At 68.3% G+C, this 19,773-nt stretch carries 18 protein-coding genes and 1 tRNA gene; 17 read left to right on the plus strand and 2 right to left on the minus strand.

The genetic code is table 11. The annotated features are described in order from the left end of the window. Window positions 1–9 precede the first annotated feature (9 nt). The 10 genes from GJV80_RS23725 to GJV80_RS06040 are packed head-to-tail and all read left to right on the plus strand — an operon-like array spanning window position 10 to window position 13,109. Window positions 10–2,340 (plus strand): 4'-phosphopantetheinyl transferase superfamily protein, encoded by a 2,331-nt coding sequence (locus GJV80_RS23725; RefSeq protein ID WP_255455566.1) that lies wholly within the window; start codon window positions 10–12, stop codon window positions 2,338–2,340. Beyond that, window positions 2,340–2,630: an acyl carrier protein gene (locus tag GJV80_RS06000; RefSeq protein ID WP_195909185.1), complete on the plus strand. Its 291-nt coding sequence runs from the start codon at window positions 2,340–2,342 to the stop codon at window positions 2,628–2,630. The genes GJV80_RS23725 and GJV80_RS06000 overlap by 1 nt, the downstream gene beginning before the upstream one ends. Then, window positions 2,627–4,144 (plus strand): alkaline phosphatase family protein, encoded by a 1,518-nt coding sequence (locus GJV80_RS06005; RefSeq protein ID WP_154687113.1) that lies wholly within the window; start codon window positions 2,627–2,629, stop codon window positions 4,142–4,144. Before GJV80_RS06000 ends, GJV80_RS06005 begins: the two co-directional genes overlap by 4 nt. Before the next feature lie 13 nt (window positions 4,145–4,157). Further along, window positions 4,158–5,039, plus strand: a complete 882-nt coding sequence (locus tag GJV80_RS06010) for an alpha/beta fold hydrolase (protein ID WP_154687114.1) — start codon at window positions 4,158–4,160, stop codon at window positions 5,037–5,039. Next, window positions 5,032–7,605 (plus strand): NAD(P)-dependent oxidoreductase, encoded by a 2,574-nt coding sequence (locus GJV80_RS06015; protein ID WP_154687115.1) that lies wholly within the window; start codon window positions 5,032–5,034, stop codon window positions 7,603–7,605. Before GJV80_RS06010 ends, GJV80_RS06015 begins: the two co-directional genes overlap by 8 nt. Then, window positions 7,590–8,417 carry an NAD(P)-dependent oxidoreductase gene (locus GJV80_RS06020; RefSeq protein ID WP_154687116.1) on the plus strand — a complete coding sequence of 276 codons (828 nt, stop codon included), beginning with the start codon at window positions 7,590–7,592 and terminating at the stop codon, window positions 8,415–8,417. Before GJV80_RS06015 ends, GJV80_RS06020 begins: the two co-directional genes overlap by 16 nt. Next, window positions 8,405–9,286, plus strand: a complete 882-nt coding sequence (locus GJV80_RS06025) for an SDR family NAD(P)-dependent oxidoreductase (protein ID WP_195909186.1) — start codon at window positions 8,405–8,407, stop codon at window positions 9,284–9,286. Before GJV80_RS06020 ends, GJV80_RS06025 begins: the two co-directional genes overlap by 13 nt. Next, complete coding sequence (locus tag GJV80_RS06030) at window positions 9,279–10,190, plus strand: sulfotransferase (protein ID WP_154687118.1); 912 nt, start codon at window positions 9,279–9,281, stop codon at window positions 10,188–10,190. The genes GJV80_RS06025 and GJV80_RS06030 overlap by 8 nt, the downstream gene beginning before the upstream one ends. Beyond that, window positions 10,187–11,719, plus strand: coding sequence for a hypothetical protein (locus tag GJV80_RS06035; RefSeq protein ID WP_154687119.1), 1,533 nt, complete (start codon window positions 10,187–10,189; stop codon window positions 11,717–11,719). Before GJV80_RS06030 ends, GJV80_RS06035 begins: the two co-directional genes overlap by 4 nt. Before the next feature lie 4 nt (window positions 11,720–11,723). After that, complete coding sequence (locus GJV80_RS06040) at window positions 11,724–13,109, plus strand: alkaline phosphatase family protein (protein ID WP_154687120.1); 1,386 nt, start codon at window positions 11,724–11,726, stop codon at window positions 13,107–13,109. 34 nt (window positions 13,110–13,143) lie between these two features. Here the strand turns inward: GJV80_RS06040 and GJV80_RS06045 are convergent, their stop codons facing one another. Next, complete coding sequence (locus tag GJV80_RS06045; protein WP_154687121.1) at window positions 13,144–13,365, minus strand: DUF2188 domain-containing protein; 222 nt, start codon at window positions 13,363–13,365, stop codon at window positions 13,144–13,146. On the opposite strand from GJV80_RS06045, the gene GJV80_RS06050 reads away from it, so the two are divergent. Continuing rightward, window positions 13,364–13,504 (plus strand): hypothetical protein, encoded by a 141-nt coding sequence (locus GJV80_RS06050; RefSeq protein WP_154687122.1) that lies wholly within the window; start codon window positions 13,364–13,366, stop codon window positions 13,502–13,504. The genes GJV80_RS06045 and GJV80_RS06050 overlap by 2 nt on opposite strands. On the opposite strand, the gene GJV80_RS06055 is transcribed toward GJV80_RS06050, so the two are convergent. After that, entirely contained in the window at window positions 13,505–14,254 is a 750-nt protein-coding gene (locus tag GJV80_RS06055; protein ID WP_154687123.1) for a GolD/DthD family dehydrogenase, read from the minus strand. It lies immediately after the preceding gene. 17 nt (window positions 14,255–14,271) lie between these two features. Between GJV80_RS06055 and cmk the strand changes: the two genes are divergently transcribed. The 6 genes from cmk to GJV80_RS06085 all read left to right on the plus strand — a co-directional run bounded on the left by cmk (window position 14,272) and on the right by GJV80_RS06085 (window position 19,719). After that, entirely contained in the window at window positions 14,272–15,003 is a 732-nt protein-coding gene (gene cmk / locus GJV80_RS06060; RefSeq protein ID WP_154687124.1) for a (d)CMP kinase, read from the plus strand. A 5-nt stretch (window positions 15,004–15,008) separates the two neighbouring features. Continuing rightward, on the plus strand, window positions 15,009–15,806 hold the full coding sequence (locus tag GJV80_RS06065; protein WP_154687125.1) for a 1-acyl-sn-glycerol-3-phosphate acyltransferase: 798 nt from the start codon (window positions 15,009–15,011) through the stop codon (window positions 15,804–15,806). After that, the gene (gene der, locus GJV80_RS06070; protein ID WP_154687126.1) at window positions 15,803–17,194 is read left to right on the plus strand and encodes a ribosome biogenesis GTPase Der; all 1,392 of its coding nucleotides are present in this window, start codon (window positions 15,803–15,805) and stop codon (window positions 17,192–17,194) included. Before GJV80_RS06065 ends, der begins: the two co-directional genes overlap by 4 nt. A gap of 98 nt (window positions 17,195–17,292) precedes the next feature. Further along, window positions 17,293–17,368, plus strand: a tRNA-Pro gene (locus tag GJV80_RS06075). A 228-nt stretch (window positions 17,369–17,596) separates the two neighbouring features. After that, a complete protein-coding gene (locus GJV80_RS06080) occupies window positions 17,597–18,523 on the plus strand; it encodes a MurR/RpiR family transcriptional regulator (RefSeq protein ID WP_154687127.1) in 927 nt (308 codons plus the stop codon). Continuing rightward, window positions 18,520–19,719, plus strand: coding sequence for an exo-beta-N-acetylmuramidase NamZ domain-containing protein (locus tag GJV80_RS06085; protein ID WP_154687128.1), 1,200 nt, complete (start codon window positions 18,520–18,522; stop codon window positions 19,717–19,719). The genes GJV80_RS06080 and GJV80_RS06085 overlap by 4 nt, the downstream gene beginning before the upstream one ends. Window positions 19,720–19,773: the final 54 nt, after the last annotated feature.

A 19,773-nucleotide genomic window follows, 5' to 3' on the forward strand; every position in this document is an offset into this window, starting at 1 on the left:
AATCCGATCATGGTCGTGCCGCACGCGGCATCCCAGAAGGCGTCGCCACCGCGCGGACCGGCAGATCCATTGACCGAGGATGCCTTTGACGAGGCCGCCGGCCGTGCTGTCGAGAACACCATCGAAGACGTCGCGGACGAGCGTGATCAGGATGTCGACGTGCTCGACCTGCTGCGGTCGCTGATCAGCGACCGCACCGGCTACCCGGCGGCGATGATCACCGATGATCTCGACCTGGAAGCCGATCTTGGCATCGATTCGATCAAGCGCACTGAGATCATCGGCGTGGTCAGGGACCGCGTCGGCGATCTTCGACCCGATGTTTCGGCAACACTCCGTTCCCTGCGGACGCTGTCGGCGATCGCCGCAGCGATCCGGGCTGCCCCGATCCAGGCTGCTCCGATCGAATCTGCTCCGATCGAATCTGCTCCGATCGAATCTGCTCCGATCGAATCTGCTCCGATCGAATCTGCTCCGATCGAATCTGCCCCGATCGAAGCTGCCTCGACCCGAAATCAGGCGATCCAGCACCACCGACCAGAAGCGGGTGAGCTGCCGTGGATCGACGAGATCACCGAACGTCAGCAGGAGCGGCTGGTGGCCCGCCACCGGTTCGACCTGGACCGCGACGCCTACCTGGCTGATCACACTGTCGAACGCCGTCGGCCCGGGCGTCGGGACAGCACGACGATGGGACTGCCGCTGGTGCCGCTGACCGCGAGTCTGGAACTTGCCGCCGAGGGTGCGGCGTCATTGATCGGCCACGGCGTGGTGATCCGGATCGAGGAGATCGCCGCATTGCGCTGGATCAGCCTGGAGCAGCACAGCCGAACAGTCCGGGTGGTGGCCGAACGCCGCGATCATCCGGCCTCCGACGAGGTCGCAGTCGCTGTTTCGATCACGGCCGACGATCCGTTCACCGCCGACCGGCCGATGCTCTCGGCGGTCGTGATCATCGCCGACGACTATCCGCCCGCGCCACCTCCGGTCGAATCCGATTCCCACAACGGCCGGGTCGCCAACGCCTCGGGACGGGAACTCTACGGTCCCGACGGGCTGTTCCACGGACCGACCTTCCAGGTGATCACGTCGCTGGACGCGGTCGGAGCACACCACGCCACAGCCGGGCTGACCGGGCCAGGAACAGCCGCCCTGACACCCGGGCGGCGGCTGCTGACCGATGTCGCACTGCTCGACGGACCCGGCCAAGTAGTGGCGGTCTGGCTCCGGGAGTCGGCTACCGAACGATTCGACATCTTCCCGGTACGGGTCGATGCCCTGGAGCTCTACGCGGGACCACGCACCGCTCGCGCCGCCTATCGCTGCCGGGCCGCGATCCGCGAGCTGTCCGACGACCACATCCTCAGCGACCTCGACATCCTCGAGACCCCCGCCGGCCACCACTGCGGCACCGACGGGCGGTTGGTTGCCCGGTTCTCCGGCTGGCTGGACGTCCGGCTCGGCCTCGACCAGCGGCTCCGCGACTTCCTCGGTCGGCCCGACGAGGCGAACCTGACCGACAGCTGGCAGCCGGCGATCCGGGAGGTGGCCCTCGCGGTGCACGGACGCCGGGTCGCGCTCGACGCCGAGCTGGCCAGGACCACCGGGGGTCTGTGGCTCGAGGTCCTCGCCTACGCCGTGCTCCGGCCCGACGAGCGGGCTGAATGGGGCAACCTGCGGACGGCGAGCGACGCGCGTCGCGCCGAATGGCTGGGCGGCCGGATCGCAGCGAAGGAAGCCGTACGCGACGTGCTGGCCGAGCGGGGTGCCGCGGCCGCTGCGAACGCGGATATCGGGATCGGCGTCTCCGAGGCGGGTGCACCGCAGGTGATCGCGCCGCCGGACGCGACGGACATCCGCGTCTCGATCAGCCACAGCGCAGGTGTCGCCGTCGCCATCGCCTCGGACCGGGCAGAGGCGATCGGCGTCGACCTGCAGACCCGAACCGAACTCGTCACCGGTCTCGGCCCGATCGCCTTCGCCCCCTCCGAACAGGCCTGGCTCGATTCGGTCCCCGCGAAGGTACGCGACGAATGGGCGACGCGGTTCTGGACGGCGAAGGAGGCCGCGGCCAAGGCGCTCGGCACCGGTCTCGGACTGGTCCCCGCCGAATTCGTCGTCGAACCGGCTGCAGTGGATCCGGGTAAATCTGTTCGGGCGACAGCGGGGCCGGACGGGCAGAGCACCGTCACCCTGCTGGTCCGCTGCCCGAACCGCACCGGCGACAGCGAACCTCTGCCGGTGGGGACGGTCATTGATCATGATCACCGATGCGTGGCCGTCTGCCTTGGGACGATCGCGCACGCCGCGTCACTGAGTCGTACGGACGGAGACCGATAGTGCAGACCGAACCGAAACAGGCACGCGAGCTCGTCCTCGGACTGATCACCGAGATAACCCGGGATGTCGACACCCGGCCGGTGACCTGGGATCGCAGGCTCGGTGATCTCGGGCTCGAATCGATCAGCCTGGTGTACCTGATCGCCGAACTGCAGCAGCAGTTGTCGCTGGGTGATCGGCTGGTCCGGGAGCTCCGCATCCGTTCCCGGGTCGAGCTGCCGATGATCACGGTCGGCGAACTCGCCGACCTGGCGGCATCGCTCAGCCAACCGACAAAGGCACGATCATGAATCCGGTCATCCTGATCGGGCTGGACGGTGCGACGTTCGACCTGCTCGATCCGCTGATCGCAGACGGCGCCATGCCCTGCCTGGGCAACATGATCTTCAGCGGGATGCGCAGGACACTGACCTCGACCAGACATCCGCTGAGCCCGCCGGCGTGGGCATCGATCATCACCGGCCGGGAGCCGGGGGAGCACGGCGTCTTCGACTTCGTCCGGGTCGATCACTCCACCGGAAACCCTGCCTACACACTGATCTCGTCAGCCGATCTCCGCGCACCGTCGATCTTCGAAAGGGCCGACGCGTCGGGATTCACCGTGACCGCGCTGAACTTCCCGGCGATGTTCCCGCCGCCGCAGGTCCGGGGATCAGTGATTCCCGGCTATGTGCCGGCCAGCTATCTTGCCCGCGCCTGCCGGCCCCGCGAGTTGTACCCGGAGCTGGTGGCGGCCGGCGTCGAGATGGCCCGGCTGGCCGTCGACTGGGAACTGGAACGGACCGCTGTCCAGGGGCTTGCCGCCGACCAGTTGTTGCACTGGGTCGAACTGCACATCGAGCGGGAGGCCGAGTGGGCCGAGATCGTCCTACAGCTGATGCGGAACCGGCCCGCTGACCTGACCGCAGTCGTGTTCGACGGTGTCGACCGGATCCAGCATCTTTGCCTTCATCTGCTGCGTGCCGATCCTCAAGAGCTGACGCCCGAGGAGCGACGGACCAGGTCGCGCTGTGTGGACTACTTCCGGCTGGTCGACCGCATCCTTACCAGGATCAGCGCGGCGGCAGCCGATGACAGCAGGATGATCATCGTTTCCGATCACGGCGCCCAGCAGGCCGGTCCGCGGATCTTCTACGCCAACACCTGGCTGGAGAGCCGGGGCCTGCTGCGTTGGGCCGAGAAGACACAGGTCGATCACGCGAGCCGGCTGGCACTGAACGGAAACTCCGAAAGCGGCACCCTGTTCGACTGGTCACACACCAAGGCAGCGGCGCTCACCTCGAGCAGCAACGCGATCATCGTGCACCGGGCTGCAGGTCCAGGTCAGCCGGGTGTGACGGCGGAGGAGTATCCGCGGTTCTGCCGGCGGCTGGCCGATGATCTACTGACGGCGCGGGATCCGGTGACCGACGAGCCGATCGTCGACGAGGTGCTGTTCGGTCGGGACACGTTCCCGGGTGCGTACGCCGACGAGGCGCCGGACCTCACCCTGGTGTTGCACCAGCCGGGCTTCCTGTCGGTGCTCCGTGGGCCGGAGATCACCGCGGTCCGGAGCGGGCCGTACGGCACCCACCACCCGGATGGGATCCTGGTGGCAACGGGGCCCGGCATCGCCGACACCGCGCTGGCCGACGATCGGCGGCTTTCGGTCGTCGACATCGCACCGGCCGTTCTGCAACTGCTCGGTGCCGCCGAACCGGCGACCGTACCCGCCGGTGCACGCGGGACCTCCGCACCGGCCTTCGACGCCGACGGCGAGGCCGAGATCATCGAGCGACTCCGACGACTCGGGTATCTGGACTGAGGTTGGATGCACGATGCCGATCATCGACGTCGACGGACTCCCGTTGCACTACCAGCAGCTCGGGCGGCTCGGGCCGGCCGGACGCGATCTGCTGCTGATCCACGGCCTGGCCGCCGATCTGGCGTTCTGGTATCTGGGTGCCGCGCCCTACCTCGCCGCGCCGGGGGATCGAGTCACGATGTACGACCTGCGCGGCCACGGCCTGAGCGGCACCGCCGATCATGGCTACACGACTGCAGCGCTTGCCGGTGAACTCCTTGCGCTGCTTGATCGGCTCAGGTTGCGCCGTCCGGTGCTGATCGGTCACAGCTACGGCGCCGCGGTCGCCCTGCACGCCGCGGTGCTCAGCCCGCCGCAGGTCGCCGGTGTCGTGGTTGCCGACGGCTACCTCCCGTGTTTCGAACGCGGTCGCGGCCGACGCGATGATCACCGGGCCGACCGGGTGGCGCGCTCCCTGCGCCGGCGCGGACTGGCCGTGCCGGACAATCTGCCGCGGGTCGCGTACGGGTTGATCGATGATCTTGCCGTGGCACCCGGTCGCGGACCGATGCCGTCGCAGGTGGCCCTCCGCCGATGGGAGTCGTTGCGTCGCACCACCAGCGCCGTACCGGACATCGCCGTCCGATCGCTGTCCCGGCAGAAACTGCGCAGCGGCCCGATCCGTCGCATGCCGTTGCTGGCCGTGTACGGCGACCGCACACCCTGCCGCTCGACACTGCGCGGGCTGCAGCGGGTCCGGCCCGACGTCCAGCTGGCCCGGATATCCGGGGCGGGGCATCTGCACCCGTACCGCCAGCCGGGCGCCTTCGCCGACCGGGTACGCCCGTTCCTTGATCAACTCTCTCCGGCAGGACCGGACCAGTCACCTCGTCCGGTGGTGATGTCAGGTGGTTGACCTCAAGCCCACCGGAGCCCCGAGGTCACCGGGCGGGTTGACCAGGCCCGACTTCGTCCGGATCGCCGGCCAGGGATTCGGTGACCCCACCAATTCCTATGTGCACTGCCTCGCCGGCTATCGGGGCTATGTGTTTGCGGGTACCTCGCGGAACTCGATGGCGTTGCTCAAGCTGTTCCCGCCTCCCGAACCACCGGCCCTCGACCCGTGGCCCGTGTCGGTTCCGGGCGACGTCGCAGACCTCGACATGCACGGTCAGATCTGGCGGTTGGACTCGCATCGGGACGGTCGTCCCGCCGGCAGGACGCTGGGCCGGCGTTGGCGGCTGGTGCACACCTCACCGGACATTCTGGGCAAGGACGGTTCGCTGGTGCCACGGGATCTCGGGTACCGCGGAATGACCGTCTTCCGCGGTGCATCGGATTCCGCTCCTGCTCTGTACGTCGGTTCGATCTCCACCGTCCTGCGCGGCTGTGCTGCCCGCCTGCTGCGGAGCACCGACGGGGAGACCTTCGATCCGGTCGGCGAACCCGGACTGGGCAATCCGCACGTCTCGACCCTGCGAGCGATGACGGGATTCGATGATCAGCTGTGGGTGCCACCAGCCGGTCAAGGCATCACGTTGAACAGCAACTCGGCGTCGGTGATCATGCGGTCCGATGATCCCGCCGTCGGCCCGTGGCGAGAGGCCTGCGAGCCGGGATTCGGCGATGCCACCAACACCGGCGTCTTCGAACTCTGCGTCTTCGCCGGACACCTCTACGCGGGAACATTCAATGCCGAACACGGTTACCAGGTCTGGAAGACACCCGCGACCGGACCTGGTGAACCACGATGGACGCGGGTCATCGCCGACGGTGCCGGACGTGGGCCGCACAACGAGATCGCGATGAGCATGTGCGTGTTCGGCGATGCGCTCTATGTCGGAAGCGGGATCCAGAACGGCGGCTACGATCGGGTCAGCCGGGTAGGGCCTGCGTCATCGGAGCTGATCAGAATCCATCCCGACGACCGCTGGGACCTGATCATCGGCCAGCCCAGGCAGACGCGGGACGGATGGAAAGACCCTCTGTCGGGGATCGGTCCGGGCTTCGGCAATCCCTTCGCCGGCTACTTCTGGCGAATGGTCAGCCACGACGGCTGGCTGTATCTGACCACCTTCGACTGGACGGTGTTCCTTCCGTGGGCCGGCAAGCCCTCCAGGGCCGCGCAGACCGTGATCGAGGCCGTTGGCGCGAACGAGGCCGTCCGGCGGGCCGGCGGCTTCGAGCTCTGGCGCAGCCGCAACGGTATCGACTGGTTCCCGGTGACAACCACAGGTTTCGGCAATCCGTACAACTACGGCGGACGGACTCTGCTCTCCACCCCGTACGGCCTACTGGTCGGAACCGCCAATCCTTTCGCACCCGAGTCTCCGGACTTGACCGCCCACGGCTGGCGCTACCGGCGTAATCCCGACGGCGGCAGCGAGGTCTGGCTCGGTACGCCGTGTTCGTCGACGCGGACGGTGCACAGCCGTCGCATCGCGCGGCACGCCGCGGGCGCAGACATGCTGATCACCGGAGCAACGGGTTTCCTCGGTTCGCGGCTCGCCGACGAGCTGACCCGTCGCGGGACCCGACTGCGGATCCTTGCCCAGCCGGGAACCGAGGATGCCGCTCGCCGGTCGAGTACCGACGTCGTCGTCGGTGCTCTCGACGACCGGGCGGCTGTGCAACGGGCAGTGCGCGGGAGCGAGATCGTCCTGCACCTGGCCGGGGTGCTACCGGGAGCCGATCCCGGCGACCTGCACAAGATCAACATCGAGGGCACCGACCTGTTGTTGTCTGCCTGCCGCGACGACCCGCCGCGGCGCTTCGTGCTGATGAGCTCGACAGCGGTCTATGCCGACACTCTCGACCGGTCCCGATGGCCGCTCACCGAGGCAGCTGCGCTCGGACCGACCGGACCCGGGCCGGCAGTCGCCTACGGCTGGTCCAAGGTTGCTGCCGAGCGCCTCCTCCAGCGGCGGGCAGCAGAAGGCGGATTCGAATGGCTCGTGCTGCGGCCGGCGACCTGCTACGGGTCGGGCAGCAACAGTGCCGAGAAGTTGATCAAGGCCGCCCAGATCGGAGCCGTTCTGGATCGGAGCTCCCGAGTGCTGCAGTACCTGCACGTTGATGATCTTGCCTCGATGGCGGCGACGCTGATCTGGTCGGCCGCCGATCGGGACACGGTGCACCTCGCCGGGCCGGACGCCTTGTCCTGGGCCGCTGTCCAGACGCTGGTCCGCCGAGTCATGAAGCGCCACGGCATGGGTCGGTCCGCGACGGGTGAGGACCCCGTCGACCGTCCGCCGATGCCGCTGGCCAGGTTCGAGTTTCCGTACGACCTGACGCACGCGTTCGAGCTGGGTGCGATGCCGCGGATCGGCCTGCGGGAAGGGCTCACCGAGGCCGCGGTGGAACTTCGCGGGGCGAAGGCCGGTCCGAGATCGTCAGCGGCGATCACCCGTCGTGGTCGCCGAACAGGTGTTGGAGACGCCACAACCCGTCGAGAGGTGGAACGGCCATGGATGTCGCGGTGATCGGTCAACCCAGTGGGCTGCTCGAAGAGGTCGAAGAACGGCTCGCCAAGGATGGACATCGGGTGGTGATCAGCGATGAGGGGGATACCGGTGACGGCCGTGGTCGCGGTGGGATGAGGTCCGGGGAACGAAAGGGGCGGACCGCCGATGTCGTGATCGACATCGCCGAACCGGGCGCCGGAGATCACGTGGACCGCGCCGAACAGGTCGTGACCCTGTTGGACCGCTTCCACCCCGCTCGATTCGTATTGATCAGCACCGTGCTGGTCTACGCCCCGGTTCCCGATCCGCGCCGGTGGCCGATCCTGGAAGGGTTTCCGCGCCGGGCCCATGGTGAGCCGGCAGGCCGGGCCTATGGCCAGGCCTGCATCGATGCCGAGGATGCCCTGGTCGACGAGGCCGGCCGCCGCGGTGTCGAGTACGTGATCTTGCGGCCGACGGTGATCCTGGGGTCTTCGGCCGACGGGTTCGGCGAACGGGTGCTCACCGACCTGTCGGAGCGTCCCTGGATGGCCGCCGGTCGGTACCAGGGCGCCGGGACGATGCAATGGGTCGATGCGCGCGATGCGGCCGCCGCGGTGACGCTGGCCGCGGTGGAACCGGCCGCAGCCGACGAAGCGTTCACCATTGCCGGCCCGGCGGCGTTCACCTCCGGTGATCTGGCGCGGTTGGCGACCGGTCGGCTGGACGACCTGGGGGACGTGTCGGACCCCAAGTTCGACACCACGAAGGCCGAGACGATCCTCGGCTGGCGTCCCGCGTATCAACTGGTAGCGGCAGAACCCGGACCATCGGGGTGGTGGTCGCCGTGATCCGACCCTTCCTGCAGTCCCAGGTCGCGCTGATCACCGGCGCCGGGCGCGGGATAGGCGCCGCGACCGCCGAGCTACTGGCCCGGGCCGGAGCACAGGTGGTGGCGGTGGCCCGGTCGAAGCACGAACTGGACCAGCTCGGCCGACGGATCAACCAGGAGTTGGCCGGCCGCCCGGCTGCGGTCCGGGGCGGGATCCTGGCGGATTCGGCCGATGTGGCTGATCGCCGTGACGTGCAGGAGGTCGTTTCGCGTACCCGGAACCGGTACGGCGGGATCGACCTGTTGATCAACGTCGCCGGCATCGTCGACCCGCTCGGCAGGCCGCTGTGGGAAGTCACCGAATCGGAATGGGCCTCCTGCCTCGCCACCAACCTGGCTGGGCCGTTCCACACGATGGCGACCGTGATCCCGGCCATGCTGGACGACGGTGGCGGCCGGATCATCAGCGTCTCGTCCCGGGCAGCGATCATCCCGGTCACCAACGCCGCTCCGTACAGCGCCGCCAAGGCGGGTCTTGATCATCTCACCCGCACTGTGGCCGCCGAGCTGGACGGCACCGGGGTCACGGCGGTCACCGTCGATCCCGGGCCGACCGACACGCCGACCTTCGATCGGGTGATCGACAACCTGTTCCCCGACGCACCGGCCTTCGCCGTCGATCGGCGTCGCCGCCCGGTCGAGGATGCAGCGGTTCTGCTTGCCTGGCTGTGCTCGCCGGCCACCGCCGGATTGACCGGAGTGCATATCACCTGGAACGACCCGCGGGTCGCGCGCAGAGTCGCCGGGTTCGAACAGTGGTTGACCGTTTGGGGAGGCGGCGTACCGACCCGGCCGGCCGGTCGGATCCGCGGCGGGCGCTATGGCTAGCCCGGCTCCGGTCGGGCCCGTCTTCGTGCTCGCGCCACACAGGTCGTACACCTCTGTCGTCGTGATGGTTCTCGGGCAGCACCCGATGCTGTTCGGGCTGCCGGAGACGAACCTGTTCGTGACGCCGACGATCGGGCAATGGCTGCGGGTCTACCGGGGCGGACGGCATCCAGGCGGTCACGGGCTGCTTCGGGCACTGTCCGAGGTGCTGTACGGCGCACAGGGCCCGGAACCTGTCACATGGGCACGGCATTGGCTGTTCGGTCACCGTGACTGGCCCGGCGAAGCCGTCTTCGCCCTACTTGCTGCCCGGATCAGTCCGTTGGGCGTCGTCGAGAAGAGTCCTCAGGTCTGCTATCGACCGGGCCGCCTGCAGCGTCTTGCCGGGGCCTGGCCAGGGGCGCGATACCTGCACGTCACGCGTCATCCGTACAGCCAGGGCAGCTCCATGCTCTCTTCGCTGGCCGACATCGGAATTCCGCCGCGGCTGGTCGACCGCTGGCTGGGCGAAGGCGGCGATCCGCAGCGGAGTTGGCTCGCCGCTCAGAACAACATCCTCGCGTTCGAGCAGTCGGTACCGACCGACCACTGGCTGCGCATCCGCGGTGAGGATCTGGTGGCCGACCTGCCCGCAGCGGCGGCGGCGCTCTGCGACTGGCTCGGGCTTCCCGGGTCTGCCGAGGTCGTCGAGCGGATGCTGCACCCGGAGCGGTCGCCGTTCGCGGCACCGGGCCCGCCCGGCGCCCGACTGGGCCTCGATGCCGGCTTCCTTGCCCATCCCCAACTGTCGGCCGGCGCCGGCGAGGTCGCGCTCCCGTCGATGGACGACCCGCCGCCCTGGGCGGCCGACCGGGCGGTCGATCCCCAGGTCCGGCAGGTCGCCATCGAGCTCGGATACTCATGATCAGCAACGCCGCGACCAAGAAGCGTACGATCGGCGCACCCCGTCAGCCGGAGCCCGACCTGCGGCCGGACCTGCCCGGATGCCCGATGTCCCACGCCAACCCTCAGCTGACGTCGGCTCAGGATCTGGTCGCGCCCGAGCGCGTTGCCGAAGTCTCCCGGATCGACCCTGTAGGAGTGGTGTCCGCCCGGTCAGGTTTCCACTTGGGGGCGTTCACTGCGCCAGGACGTCTGCTCACCGTTCACCCGGATCCGCTGCATCCCGCGATCGCGGCCTACGATCCGACGAGTCTCCAACTGCTCTGGACATCACCGCGCTCGGATCTCCCGGCAGATCGGACCGGGCGCCGCCGGCTTGCCGCACCACTGCTGTTCCGCTCGGCGACGGACGACGACCCGACGTCCAGATTCGGTGTGATCACCGGCAACCCGACCGATCTGATCGCCTACGACAATCGGGGTCGGGAACTCTGGCGGCGGCCCAATGTGCTTCCCGGTCCGACCGCTGGCCCCAACGGCAGACCGTCATTTGGTGGCAGGAGCCGGTCCGCGGGCGGACCGATCTGCCTGAACCAGACCGATTCCGGCCACCTGGTCACCGTGACCGATGACGGCTGGTTGATCACGATTGCTCCGGCCACCGGCCGGCGGCTGATGACCTGTCCACTTCGGGATCCGACCTCTCCCGGCCGACCCGGCGCTGTCCGACTGGGCACAGGCAAGTCCGTAGCGGTGGTCGGTCAGGTGCTGTACGCGCTCGTCTCGCCCCCCGGTCCGCGGGTGCCGGTGTTCTTGGCACGGTGCGAGATCGCCCACGACGGCCGACGCCTGGTCGGCGAACCGGAATTGATCATGGTCGGCCGCGACCGGGCGGGCGGATCGCCCTGTGTGCTCGCCGGGAATCACGGCACGAACCTGATCATCACCAATGCCGAGATCGGCCGGCCGTCGGTGCCGATCATGATGGTCATCGAGGACGTACCCGGTAGGGGCCTGCGAACCCGTTGGTGGTCGGTTATCCCCGGCCGACCGGGCGACCTGCTGCATACGTCGCCGGCGATCGAGCCGGGCACCAACCGGCTGCTGGTCACCACCCGCGATCAGTTGGTGATCTTTCCGCCCGTTGATCAACTGGAGGGACGGGTGATCGCCCCCGCACCGGTCCGCGCCGATGAACTGTTGCCCGGGGAACTCCGCGGTGTGCCGGTCGGCAGCCTGGGGCTCGGCAGCCCGCTCACGCTGGCACGGGGTCGCAGCACGGCCACAGTGGTGATCACCAATCTGCGACTGCAGTCCCGCGCGGGAACCTTCGGGTACCTGGTGGCGGCCGCCTTGCCCGACCTGCTCCGGGGCGGTCGGCGGCCAGGGCTTCGACCATTGTGGGCTGTGCCGCTGAGTGACCCACCGACACCCGGCCCCGGCACCTTCGGCCAGGCGGCAGTGTTCAGCGACTCCGCCGGCCGCAGCGGCGTTCTGGTCACCACCGCGCGAAACGGAGCCTTCTGCATCAAAGGACCGGACAGGAGATGACTCGATGAGCACACCACGCCGGGTTGCGGTGATCGGGCTGGACTGTGGCACGCCACGGCTGCTGTTCGACGAGCTCGCCGGGCAACTGCCGAATCTGGCGGCACTCCGCGCCGCCGGCAGTTGGGGCCCCCTGCGGAGCACCGTGCCGCCGATCACCGTGCCGGCCTGGTCGTGTCTCTACTCGGGCCGCACGCCGGGCGAGCTGGGCATCTACGGCTTCCGGAACCGTGCCGACCACAGCTACGCCGGCTTGACAACGGCCGGCTCGCAGGACGTCCGGGTGCCGCGGCTGTGGGACATGCTGGGCGACGACGGCAGGCGATCGGTGCTGATCGGCGTACCCGGCACCTATCCGCTGCCCAAGGTCAGGGGCACGGTGATCGGTGATTTCCTGACGCCCTCGTCGGCCGAGGCGTGGGCGTCTCCGGCGGAGATCGGCCGGCGCATCGAGCGCGAGCTGGGACCATACCTGTTCGACGTCGACGACTTCCGTACCGACGACAAGGAACGGATCGCGCAACGGCTCTTCGATCTCACCGAGCAGCGGTTCGCGGTTGCCCGGCAACTGGCGGTCGCGGGGGAGTGGGATCTGTTCGCCATGGTCGACATGGGCCCTGACCGCCTGCACCACGGCTTCTGGTCGACCTACGATCCCGGGCATCCGCGGCATCAGGTTGGCGGCCGCTACGCCGGCCTGTTCGCCGACTACTACCGGGCGCTGGATGATCATCTTGGCCGCCTGGTCGAGCTGTTCGACGACGATGTCGCGGTACTGGTGGTCAGTGATCATGGTGCGCAGCCGATGATCGGCGGTTTCTGTATCAACGAATGGCTGCTCCGCGAGGGCCTGCTGGCGCTGAACCATCGGCCGGACGGACGGGTGCGGATCGCCGAGGCCGACATCGACTGGGCCAACACGACCGCCTGGGCCGACGGCGGCTACTACGCACGGCTGTTCCTGAACGTCGCGGGTCGGGAACCCAACGGCGTTGTGCCGATGAGCCATTACGAGAGCGTACGGGACGACCTGATCGAACGCGTGGAGAAGGTTGTCGATCACCGTGGCGCGCTGATGGGGAACCGGGCGTTCCGGCCGGAGGACGTCTACCCCGAGGTCAACGGGATCGCCCCGGATCTGATCATCTATCTCGGTGACCTGCGCTGGCGGTCGGTCGGCACGCTCGGACTGCCGGACGGCCTCTACACCTTTGACAACGACACCGGACCCGACGATGCCAACCATGCCGAACTCGGCGTCTATCAGTTGACCGGCGACGGGCTGCCGACGGGGGAGTTGGCGGACGCGTCGATCTACGACGTCGCTCCGACGCTGCAACGAGTGCTCGGGCTGCCTGCCGTCGACGGGCAACGCGGCCGGGTCCTGGTCTGATCAACCGGCCCCGGCGGCTCCAACCCCGAACCGATCAGCCGTGCGGCGGGTAGGGATCGTCCTGGTAGGTCCGCTCGTCCTCGATGGTGCCGTCGGCACGATGGATGAGCACCTGACTCGGCTGGTGGCCGCGGGCCATCGCCACCGCGGCTGCGATGGCCGCCTCCTTGGTGGCATAGGTCGACGGGTTCGGCGGTGGTGTGGTGATCTTCCAGGCATCGCCTTCGGGCACCACGTCGTACCGGATGCGTTCCATGATGATCTTCCTCCCGGACTCCATCCAGGACGGCGATCCGGTCGACCGGCCGACCGTCCCTTGCCATGCTGGCCCGGAAATCGTCACCGGGGCGTCACCGGTGATGCCACGCCGGGTCGGTGAGGTGATCCGCCAGTGATCAGCGGGCCAGGAAACCACCGTCCACCGGGAGGTCGGTGCCGTTGACCATCAACGAGGCGTCCGATGCCAGGAACAGCGCGGCCGCGGCGATCTCCTCCGGCTCGGCGAACCGTCCCGCCGGGACGAGCTTCTTGAACGCGTCCCCCTCCGGTCCCGACCAGGCGTAACGGCCGAGTTCGGTCATCACCACCGTCGGAGAGATGGTGTTGGTCCGGACACCGCGGCCGCCCCATTCCAGGGCGAGCACCCTGGTCAGTCCGACCACACCGGCCTTGGATGCGCAGTAGGCGGCGTGCTTGTCCAGTCCTGCGCTGGCCGCCTGGGACGCAAGGTTGATGATGCTCCCCGAACCGTTGGCCAGCATCAGCCGGCCGACGGCCTGGGCGACCAGGAAGGTGCCGCGCAGATTGACCGCAAGGGTGGGATCCCAGATGTCGAGTCCGAGTTCCTCCGCGGGCGCCAGCGGGGCGATCCCCGCCGAATTGACCAGGACGTCGATCCGGCCGAAGTCGGCCGCAACCCGGTCGACGGTCCTGGTCACCGAGTCCGGGTCAGTGACGTCGAGGTCGTACGCGACGGCCCGGGTTCCCAGCGTTGCGGCCCGTTGCGTTGCGGCACCGCTGTTCAAGTCGGCGATCGCGACCCGGGCACCCTTGGCGAGGAAGAGCTGACAGATCGCCCAACCAATCCCGGAGGCTCCTCCGGTGACCAGAGCCGTCTTGTCGTTGAGGCTGAAGTCGATATCCATGCAGGTAGTCTGACCCCGTGCCCGATCCGACGAACCGACCCCCACGACCCGACGAGAACAATGAGCTTTTCGTCGTCGCGGTGGACGGACCGAGTGGGTCGGGTAAGTCGTCGGCGTCCCGCGGTGTCGCCCGGCGGCTGGGGTTCGCCTACCTCGATACCGGGGCGATGTATCGGGCGGCGACCTGGCTGGTGCAGAACTCCGACGTCGAGAAGGATGATCCCGAGCTGGTGGCCAAGCTGGTCGCCGAGGCCGACTTCGGCGTCGGCACCGATCCGTCGGCGCCGGTGTTCGCCGTCAACGGCGCCGATGTCACAGCAGCGATCCGGGAGCCGGTGATCAGCGCGTCGGTGAGCAAGGTCGCGACCAATCTCGCGGTCCGCAAGCTGTTGATCGAACGACAGCGGGAGATCATCGCCGGCTGCCGGCCGGGAATCGTCGTCGAGGGCCGGGACATTACCACCGTCGTCGCACCCGACGCGCAGGTACGCGTGCTGTTGATCGCCGACCCCGCTGCCCGCGTCGCGCGACGCAAGAGCGAACTCGGCGACCGGGTCCACGAGGCCGAGGTTCATGATCAGGTGATCCGCCGGGATCGCGACGATTCCACCGTCGCCCAGTTCCACGCTGCGGCACCCGGGGTCACGGTGATCGATTCGACCGAGCTGTCTCTGGACGACGTGATCGACCGGATCACTGAGTTGGTCACAGCTGCCCGGCACGAGCGACCCACGGGCGAGGGACAATAGCGTCTGTGACGCTGGAAACGCTGGCGGGACTCCCGCACACCGAGCAGCTGCCTCGTCGGCGGCATTGGGTCTTCCGGACCGTGCGTCGCCCTGCCCGGTGGCTGATGACCCGGTATTGGACGGTACGGATCCACGGCCGGGAGTTGCTGCCGCCGCGCGGCCCGATGATCTTGGTCTCCAATCATCTCGGAGTCATCGACGGGCCGCTGATCATCGCCGTACATCCCCAGCCGGCGTTCGCGCTGGCCAAGGTCGAGCTGTTCACCGGCGCGCTGGGCAAGGCGCTGGCCTACATCGGCCAGATCTCCATCGACCGCCGTCGCGCCGACCTGCGCGGTGTCACCCGGGCGATCCACCTGCTGCGCAGCGGCGGGGTGCTGACCATCTTCCCGGAGGGCAAGCGGACCGGCGGCGAGGTCGCGTACGCCCACCGCGGGGCGGCCTACCTGGCCATGGTCACCGGGGCTCCGGTGGTTCCGGTTGCGCTCTTCGGAACACGCGGCCCGGGGCGTACCACGGGGCACATTCCCGGCTATCGGTCCCCGATCCACGTCTGCTACGGCCGGCCGATGCAGATTCCGGCAGTACCCTGGCCGCGGACAAAAATTGCTGTCGCGGAATGGACCGAGAAGATCCGTACGACACTGGCCGAGCACATCGTCTCGTCCCGGGAGCTGACCGGCATGGAGTTGCCGGGGCCGCCGGGGCAGCGTACGCCGAAGTCACCGCGACGTCGGCGACAGCTGTCCACGCGTATCCAACCGCCCCAGGGGCGGCCGAAACTTCCGACAGGTGACAGATGACCGACACGACCGACGCCAACACGATCGGTGTCAGCGCGATCGACGACGCAACCGGGGGCAGCCCGGTCACCCCGCCGCCGGTGGTCGCCGTCGTCGGCCGGCCCAATGTCGGCAAATCGACGCTGGTGAACCGGCTGATCGGCCGCCGTGCCGCTGTGGTCCAGGACACACCGGGCGTGACCCGCGACCGGGTGTCGTACGACGCCATCTGGAACGGTCGGCAGTTCGTGGTCGTCGACACCGGTGGCTGGGCACCCGACGCCAAGGGCATGGCCGCACAGATCGCCGAACAGGCCGAACTGGCCATCGGGGCGGCCGACGCCGTGGTCTTCGTCGTCGACACAAATGTCGGGATCACCGACGACGACGAGGCAGTAGTCCGGGTCCTGCGGCGCAGCAAGAAGCCGGTGCTGCTGGTGGCCAACAAGGTTGACGACCAGCGGGCAGAGGCCGAGGCGGCGGCGATGTGGAATCTGGGCCTCGGCGAACCGCACGCGGTCTCCGCGCTGACCGGGCGTGGCAGCGGTGACCTGTTGGACGCGATCCTGGACATCCTGCCCAAGGCGCCGCAGGAGATCGTCGAAGAGGGTGGGCCTCGGCGGGTGGCGATCGTCGGCCGGCCGAATGTCGGCAAGTCCAGCCTGCTCAACAAGCTCGCCAACCAGCAGCGTTCGGTGGTCGACAACGTCTCCGGCACCACGGTCGATCCGGTCGACGAACTGGTCGAGATCGACGGCACGCTCTACCGGTTGATCGACACCGCCGGGATCCGGCGCAAGGTCAAGGAGGCCAGCGGCCACGAATACTACGCCAGCCTGCGGACCCAGGGCGCCATCGAGCGGGCCGAGGTGTGCATCGTGGTGATCGACGCCAGCGAGCCGCTGACCGAACAGGACCTGCGGATACTGACCAACGTCGAGGAGTCCGGTCGGGCACTGCTGATCGCCTTCAACAAATGGGATCTGACCGACGAGGAGCGCCGTCGGTACCTGGGCCGTGAGATCGAACGCGACCTGGTGCAGTTCGGCTGGGCCGGACAGGTCAACATGTCCGCGCTGACCGGCAGGCACCTGGACCGGCTCGGCCCGGCGATCGAGGAGGCACTGGCAGGCTGGGAGACCAGGGTCTCCACCGGCAAGCTGAACGCCTTCCTCGGTCGGCTCGTGGCATCGCATCCGCATCCGGTGCGCGGCGGCAAGCAGCCACGGATCCTTTTCGGTACGCAGGCCCAGGCCGCACCGCCGACCTTCATCCTGTTCACCAGCGGGCGGATGGACGCCGGCTACGTACGCTTCATCGAACGCCGGTTGCGGGAGGAGTTCGGCTTCCACGGCAGCCCGATCCATCTGCAGATCCGGCCGCGGGAGAAGCGTAAGGACAGGTCCTGACGCGTCCGGGTCGGCCCGGGCGTCAACCGGGCCGGTGCGGATGTGATGGTGCTCCGCGGCCTGTAGTAGTGTTGCTCTCCGGCCTGTGACGGGCCGATCGGGCTGTGGCGCAGTTGGTAGCGTGCCGGTCTGGGGGACCGGAGGCCGCGGGTTCAAGTCCCGCCAGCCCGACCATTTCAACGCCCTTCCCGCACCGCCTGCTGCACCGCGCACCCTGTGTACAGGGTGCGGCGTGCAGCAGCTGGTGCGGCAGGAGTGTGGAGCTGGCGGGTGGGAGGTCGATGCCGACTGAGGCCGCCGGGATGGCAAGGATTGACGCGTACTCCTCGGTCTAGTTGACTCCTCTGCACCGCGGTTCCGCGGATATCCCGCGATGGAGCAGGGCGATCGAACGGAGCGACCATGACAGCACCAAGGTCGGGTACCACGTCCCGGACGAATACGACCGGCGGCAACGGCGTCAGTATCCAGACCAACATCCAGGCCAAGCTGGACGATCTGGCCCCTTCGATGCGTCGGGTCGGCCTGGCGATCCTGCAGCACCCGCCGATCGTCGTCGAGAAGTCGATCACCGAACTCGCCAGGTTGTGCGACACCTCTGAAACCTCGATCGTCCGGTTCTGCCGCAAGCTCGGCTTCACCGGCTACGCCCAGTTCAAGCTGACCATGGCCGCGGAACTGGCCACCGAGTCCGCACAGTCCTTCGGCGATGTCGGCCATGGCGCCGACATCGGTACCGACGACAGTCTGGGCGACGCCGTCGCCAAGATCGCGCGCGCGGAGAGCCTCGGCATCCAGGAGACCACCGCCAATCTTGATCTTGGCGCGCTGGAACGGATCGTCGATGCGATCGACAGCTCCAGCCGGGTGATCATCTACGGCATCGGGGCCAGCAACGCCGGCGCCCAGGACCTGGTGCAGAAACTGCTGCGGATCGGTCGCGTCGCGATCGGGTTCCACGACGCCCACGAGGCGGTTGTCTCCGCCTCGCTACTGCAGGCCGGCGACGTCGCGATCGCGATCTCCCACAGCGGTCGCACCAGAGAACCCATCGAGCTGCTGCGTGCCGCCCGGCACGCCGGAGCATTCACCGTCGCGATCACCAACGTCGACGACTCGCCGATCACCGAGTTCGCCGACGATGTCTTGCGCACCGCCGTCCGAGAGACGACATTCCGGTCCGGGGCGATGGCCAGCCGGATCGCCCAGTTGGCGTTGATCGACTACATCTTCGTCGGCGTGGCCCGGAAGAACTTCCAGCAGACCGTCGGCGCCCTCGAGGTCACTTACGACAGCGTCCGGGCGCTGCGCGACGACCGCGGCCGATGAACGTTTCCACCAAGCCAGACCGTCGAGGGATACGAACCGGGGTCGCTGCCCTTTGTGACGACCCGGCCCTCGTCGGCGACGGGCGTTTCGGTCTGGTGACCAACTTCACCGGAACCCTTCCCGACCTCAGTCGCAACGTCGACGGGCTGTTGGCGGCCGGGGTGCCGATCACGGCGCTGTTCGGTCCCGAACACGGGCTGCGCGGCAGTGTGCAGGCTGGGCAGACAGAGTCGCTGGCCGACGATCCGGACACCGGGCTGTCGATCCACGAGACCTATCTGCGGACCGATGAGGAACTGGACGAGATCGTCAGCGGGACGGGAGTCGACGGCCTCATCTTCGACATCCAGGACATCGGCAGCCGCTTCTACACCTACATCTGGACGATGTACGACGTGATGCTCAGCGCGGCCCGGACCCGCAAGCGCTTCGTCGTTCTCGACCGACCCAACCCGCTGGCCGGACTGAATGTCGCCGGTCCCGGTCTCGATCCGGAATACCGGAGTTTCGTCGGCCGGGTCGACATCCCGCTGCGGCATGGACTGACCATCGGTGAGCTGGCGCGATATCTCAATCTGCACCACGTCCCGGCGGCGGCAGGTCGCGCGGTTGACCTGACCGTGATCGCGATGGACGGCTGGACGCGGGCGATGGATTTCGACGCCACCGGGCTGCCGTGGACCCCGCCGTCGCCCAACATGCCCAGTGTGGCCACCGCATTCGCCTTCGCCGGTACGGCGTTGTTCGAAGGTACGACGGTCAGCGAAGGACGCGGGACGACCAAACCCTTCGAGCAGGTCGGCGCGCCGTGGGTCGACGGCCGATTGTTGCCCGTCCTGCGCGCGTCCGGATTGCCGGGGGTGCTGTTCCGCGAGGCCTGGTTCACCCCGTCGTTCCACAAGTACGCCGGCGAGCAGGTCCGCGGCATTGCGCTGCATGTGACCGACCGGCAGCTCTTCGATCCGGTCCGCACCGCCGTGACGATGATCGCCGCGCTCGCCGACCTCTATCAGGAGTTCGGCTTCTCGGCTCCCGGTGAACGGGTGGACGCTCCGGACCGGGGATACGCGATCGATCGGCTGTGGGGGTCGGCCAGCCTTCGCCGGGTGGTCGAGGAGGGTCGCGATCCACGATCGCTTCTCCAGCCACCCGGCTCGGTCGAGACCCACTTTCCGGGCGGCGTGCTGCTCTACTGAGCTGGATTGTTCACCGAAGGAAACGACGCCACCCAAAATACCCACTTGACAACA

The sequence above is a fragment of the Microlunatus sp. Gsoil 973 genome (assembly GCF_009707365.1).
Classification (GTDB): Bacteria; Actinomycetota; Actinomycetes; order Propionibacteriales; family Propionibacteriaceae; genus Microlunatus.

Excerpts from the sequence above, each read along its gene's own strand:
- GJV80_RS06045 (WP_154687121.1), bottom strand. The coding sequence starts at position 13,365 with ATGGAACGCATCCGGTACGACGTGGTGCCCGAAGGCGATGCCTGGAAG.
- GJV80_RS06085 (WP_154687128.1), top strand. The coding sequence starts at position 18,520 with ATGAACGTTTCCACCAAGCCAGACCGTCGAGGGATACGAACCGGGGTC.
- GJV80_RS23725 (WP_255455566.1), top strand. The coding sequence starts at position 10 with ATGGTCGTGCCGCACGCGGCATCCCAGAAGGCGTCGCCACCGCGCGGA.
- GJV80_RS06050 (WP_154687122.1), top strand. The coding sequence starts at position 13,364 with ATGATGATCTTCCTCCCGGACTCCATCCAGGACGGCGATCCGGTCGAC.
- GJV80_RS06020 (WP_154687116.1), top strand. The coding sequence starts at position 7,590 with ATGGATGTCGCGGTGATCGGTCAACCCAGTGGGCTGCTCGAAGAGGTC.
- GJV80_RS06030 (WP_154687118.1), top strand. The coding sequence starts at position 9,279 with ATGGCTAGCCCGGCTCCGGTCGGGCCCGTCTTCGTGCTCGCGCCACAC.
- GJV80_RS06055 (WP_154687123.1), bottom strand. The coding sequence starts at position 14,254 with ATGGATATCGACTTCAGCCTCAACGACAAGACGGCTCTGGTCACCGGA.
- GJV80_RS06010 (WP_154687114.1), top strand. The coding sequence starts at position 4,158 with ATGCCGATCATCGACGTCGACGGACTCCCGTTGCACTACCAGCAGCTC.
- GJV80_RS06005 (WP_154687113.1), top strand. The coding sequence starts at position 2,627 with ATGAATCCGGTCATCCTGATCGGGCTGGACGGTGCGACGTTCGACCTG.
- der (WP_154687126.1), top strand. The coding sequence starts at position 15,803 with ATGACCGACACGACCGACGCCAACACGATCGGTGTCAGCGCGATCGAC.
- GJV80_RS06035 (WP_154687119.1), top strand. The coding sequence starts at position 10,187 with ATGATCAGCAACGCCGCGACCAAGAAGCGTACGATCGGCGCACCCCGT.
- GJV80_RS06040 (WP_154687120.1), top strand. The coding sequence starts at position 11,724 with ATGAGCACACCACGCCGGGTTGCGGTGATCGGGCTGGACTGTGGCACG.
- GJV80_RS06080 (WP_154687127.1), top strand. The coding sequence starts at position 17,597 with ATGACAGCACCAAGGTCGGGTACCACGTCCCGGACGAATACGACCGGC.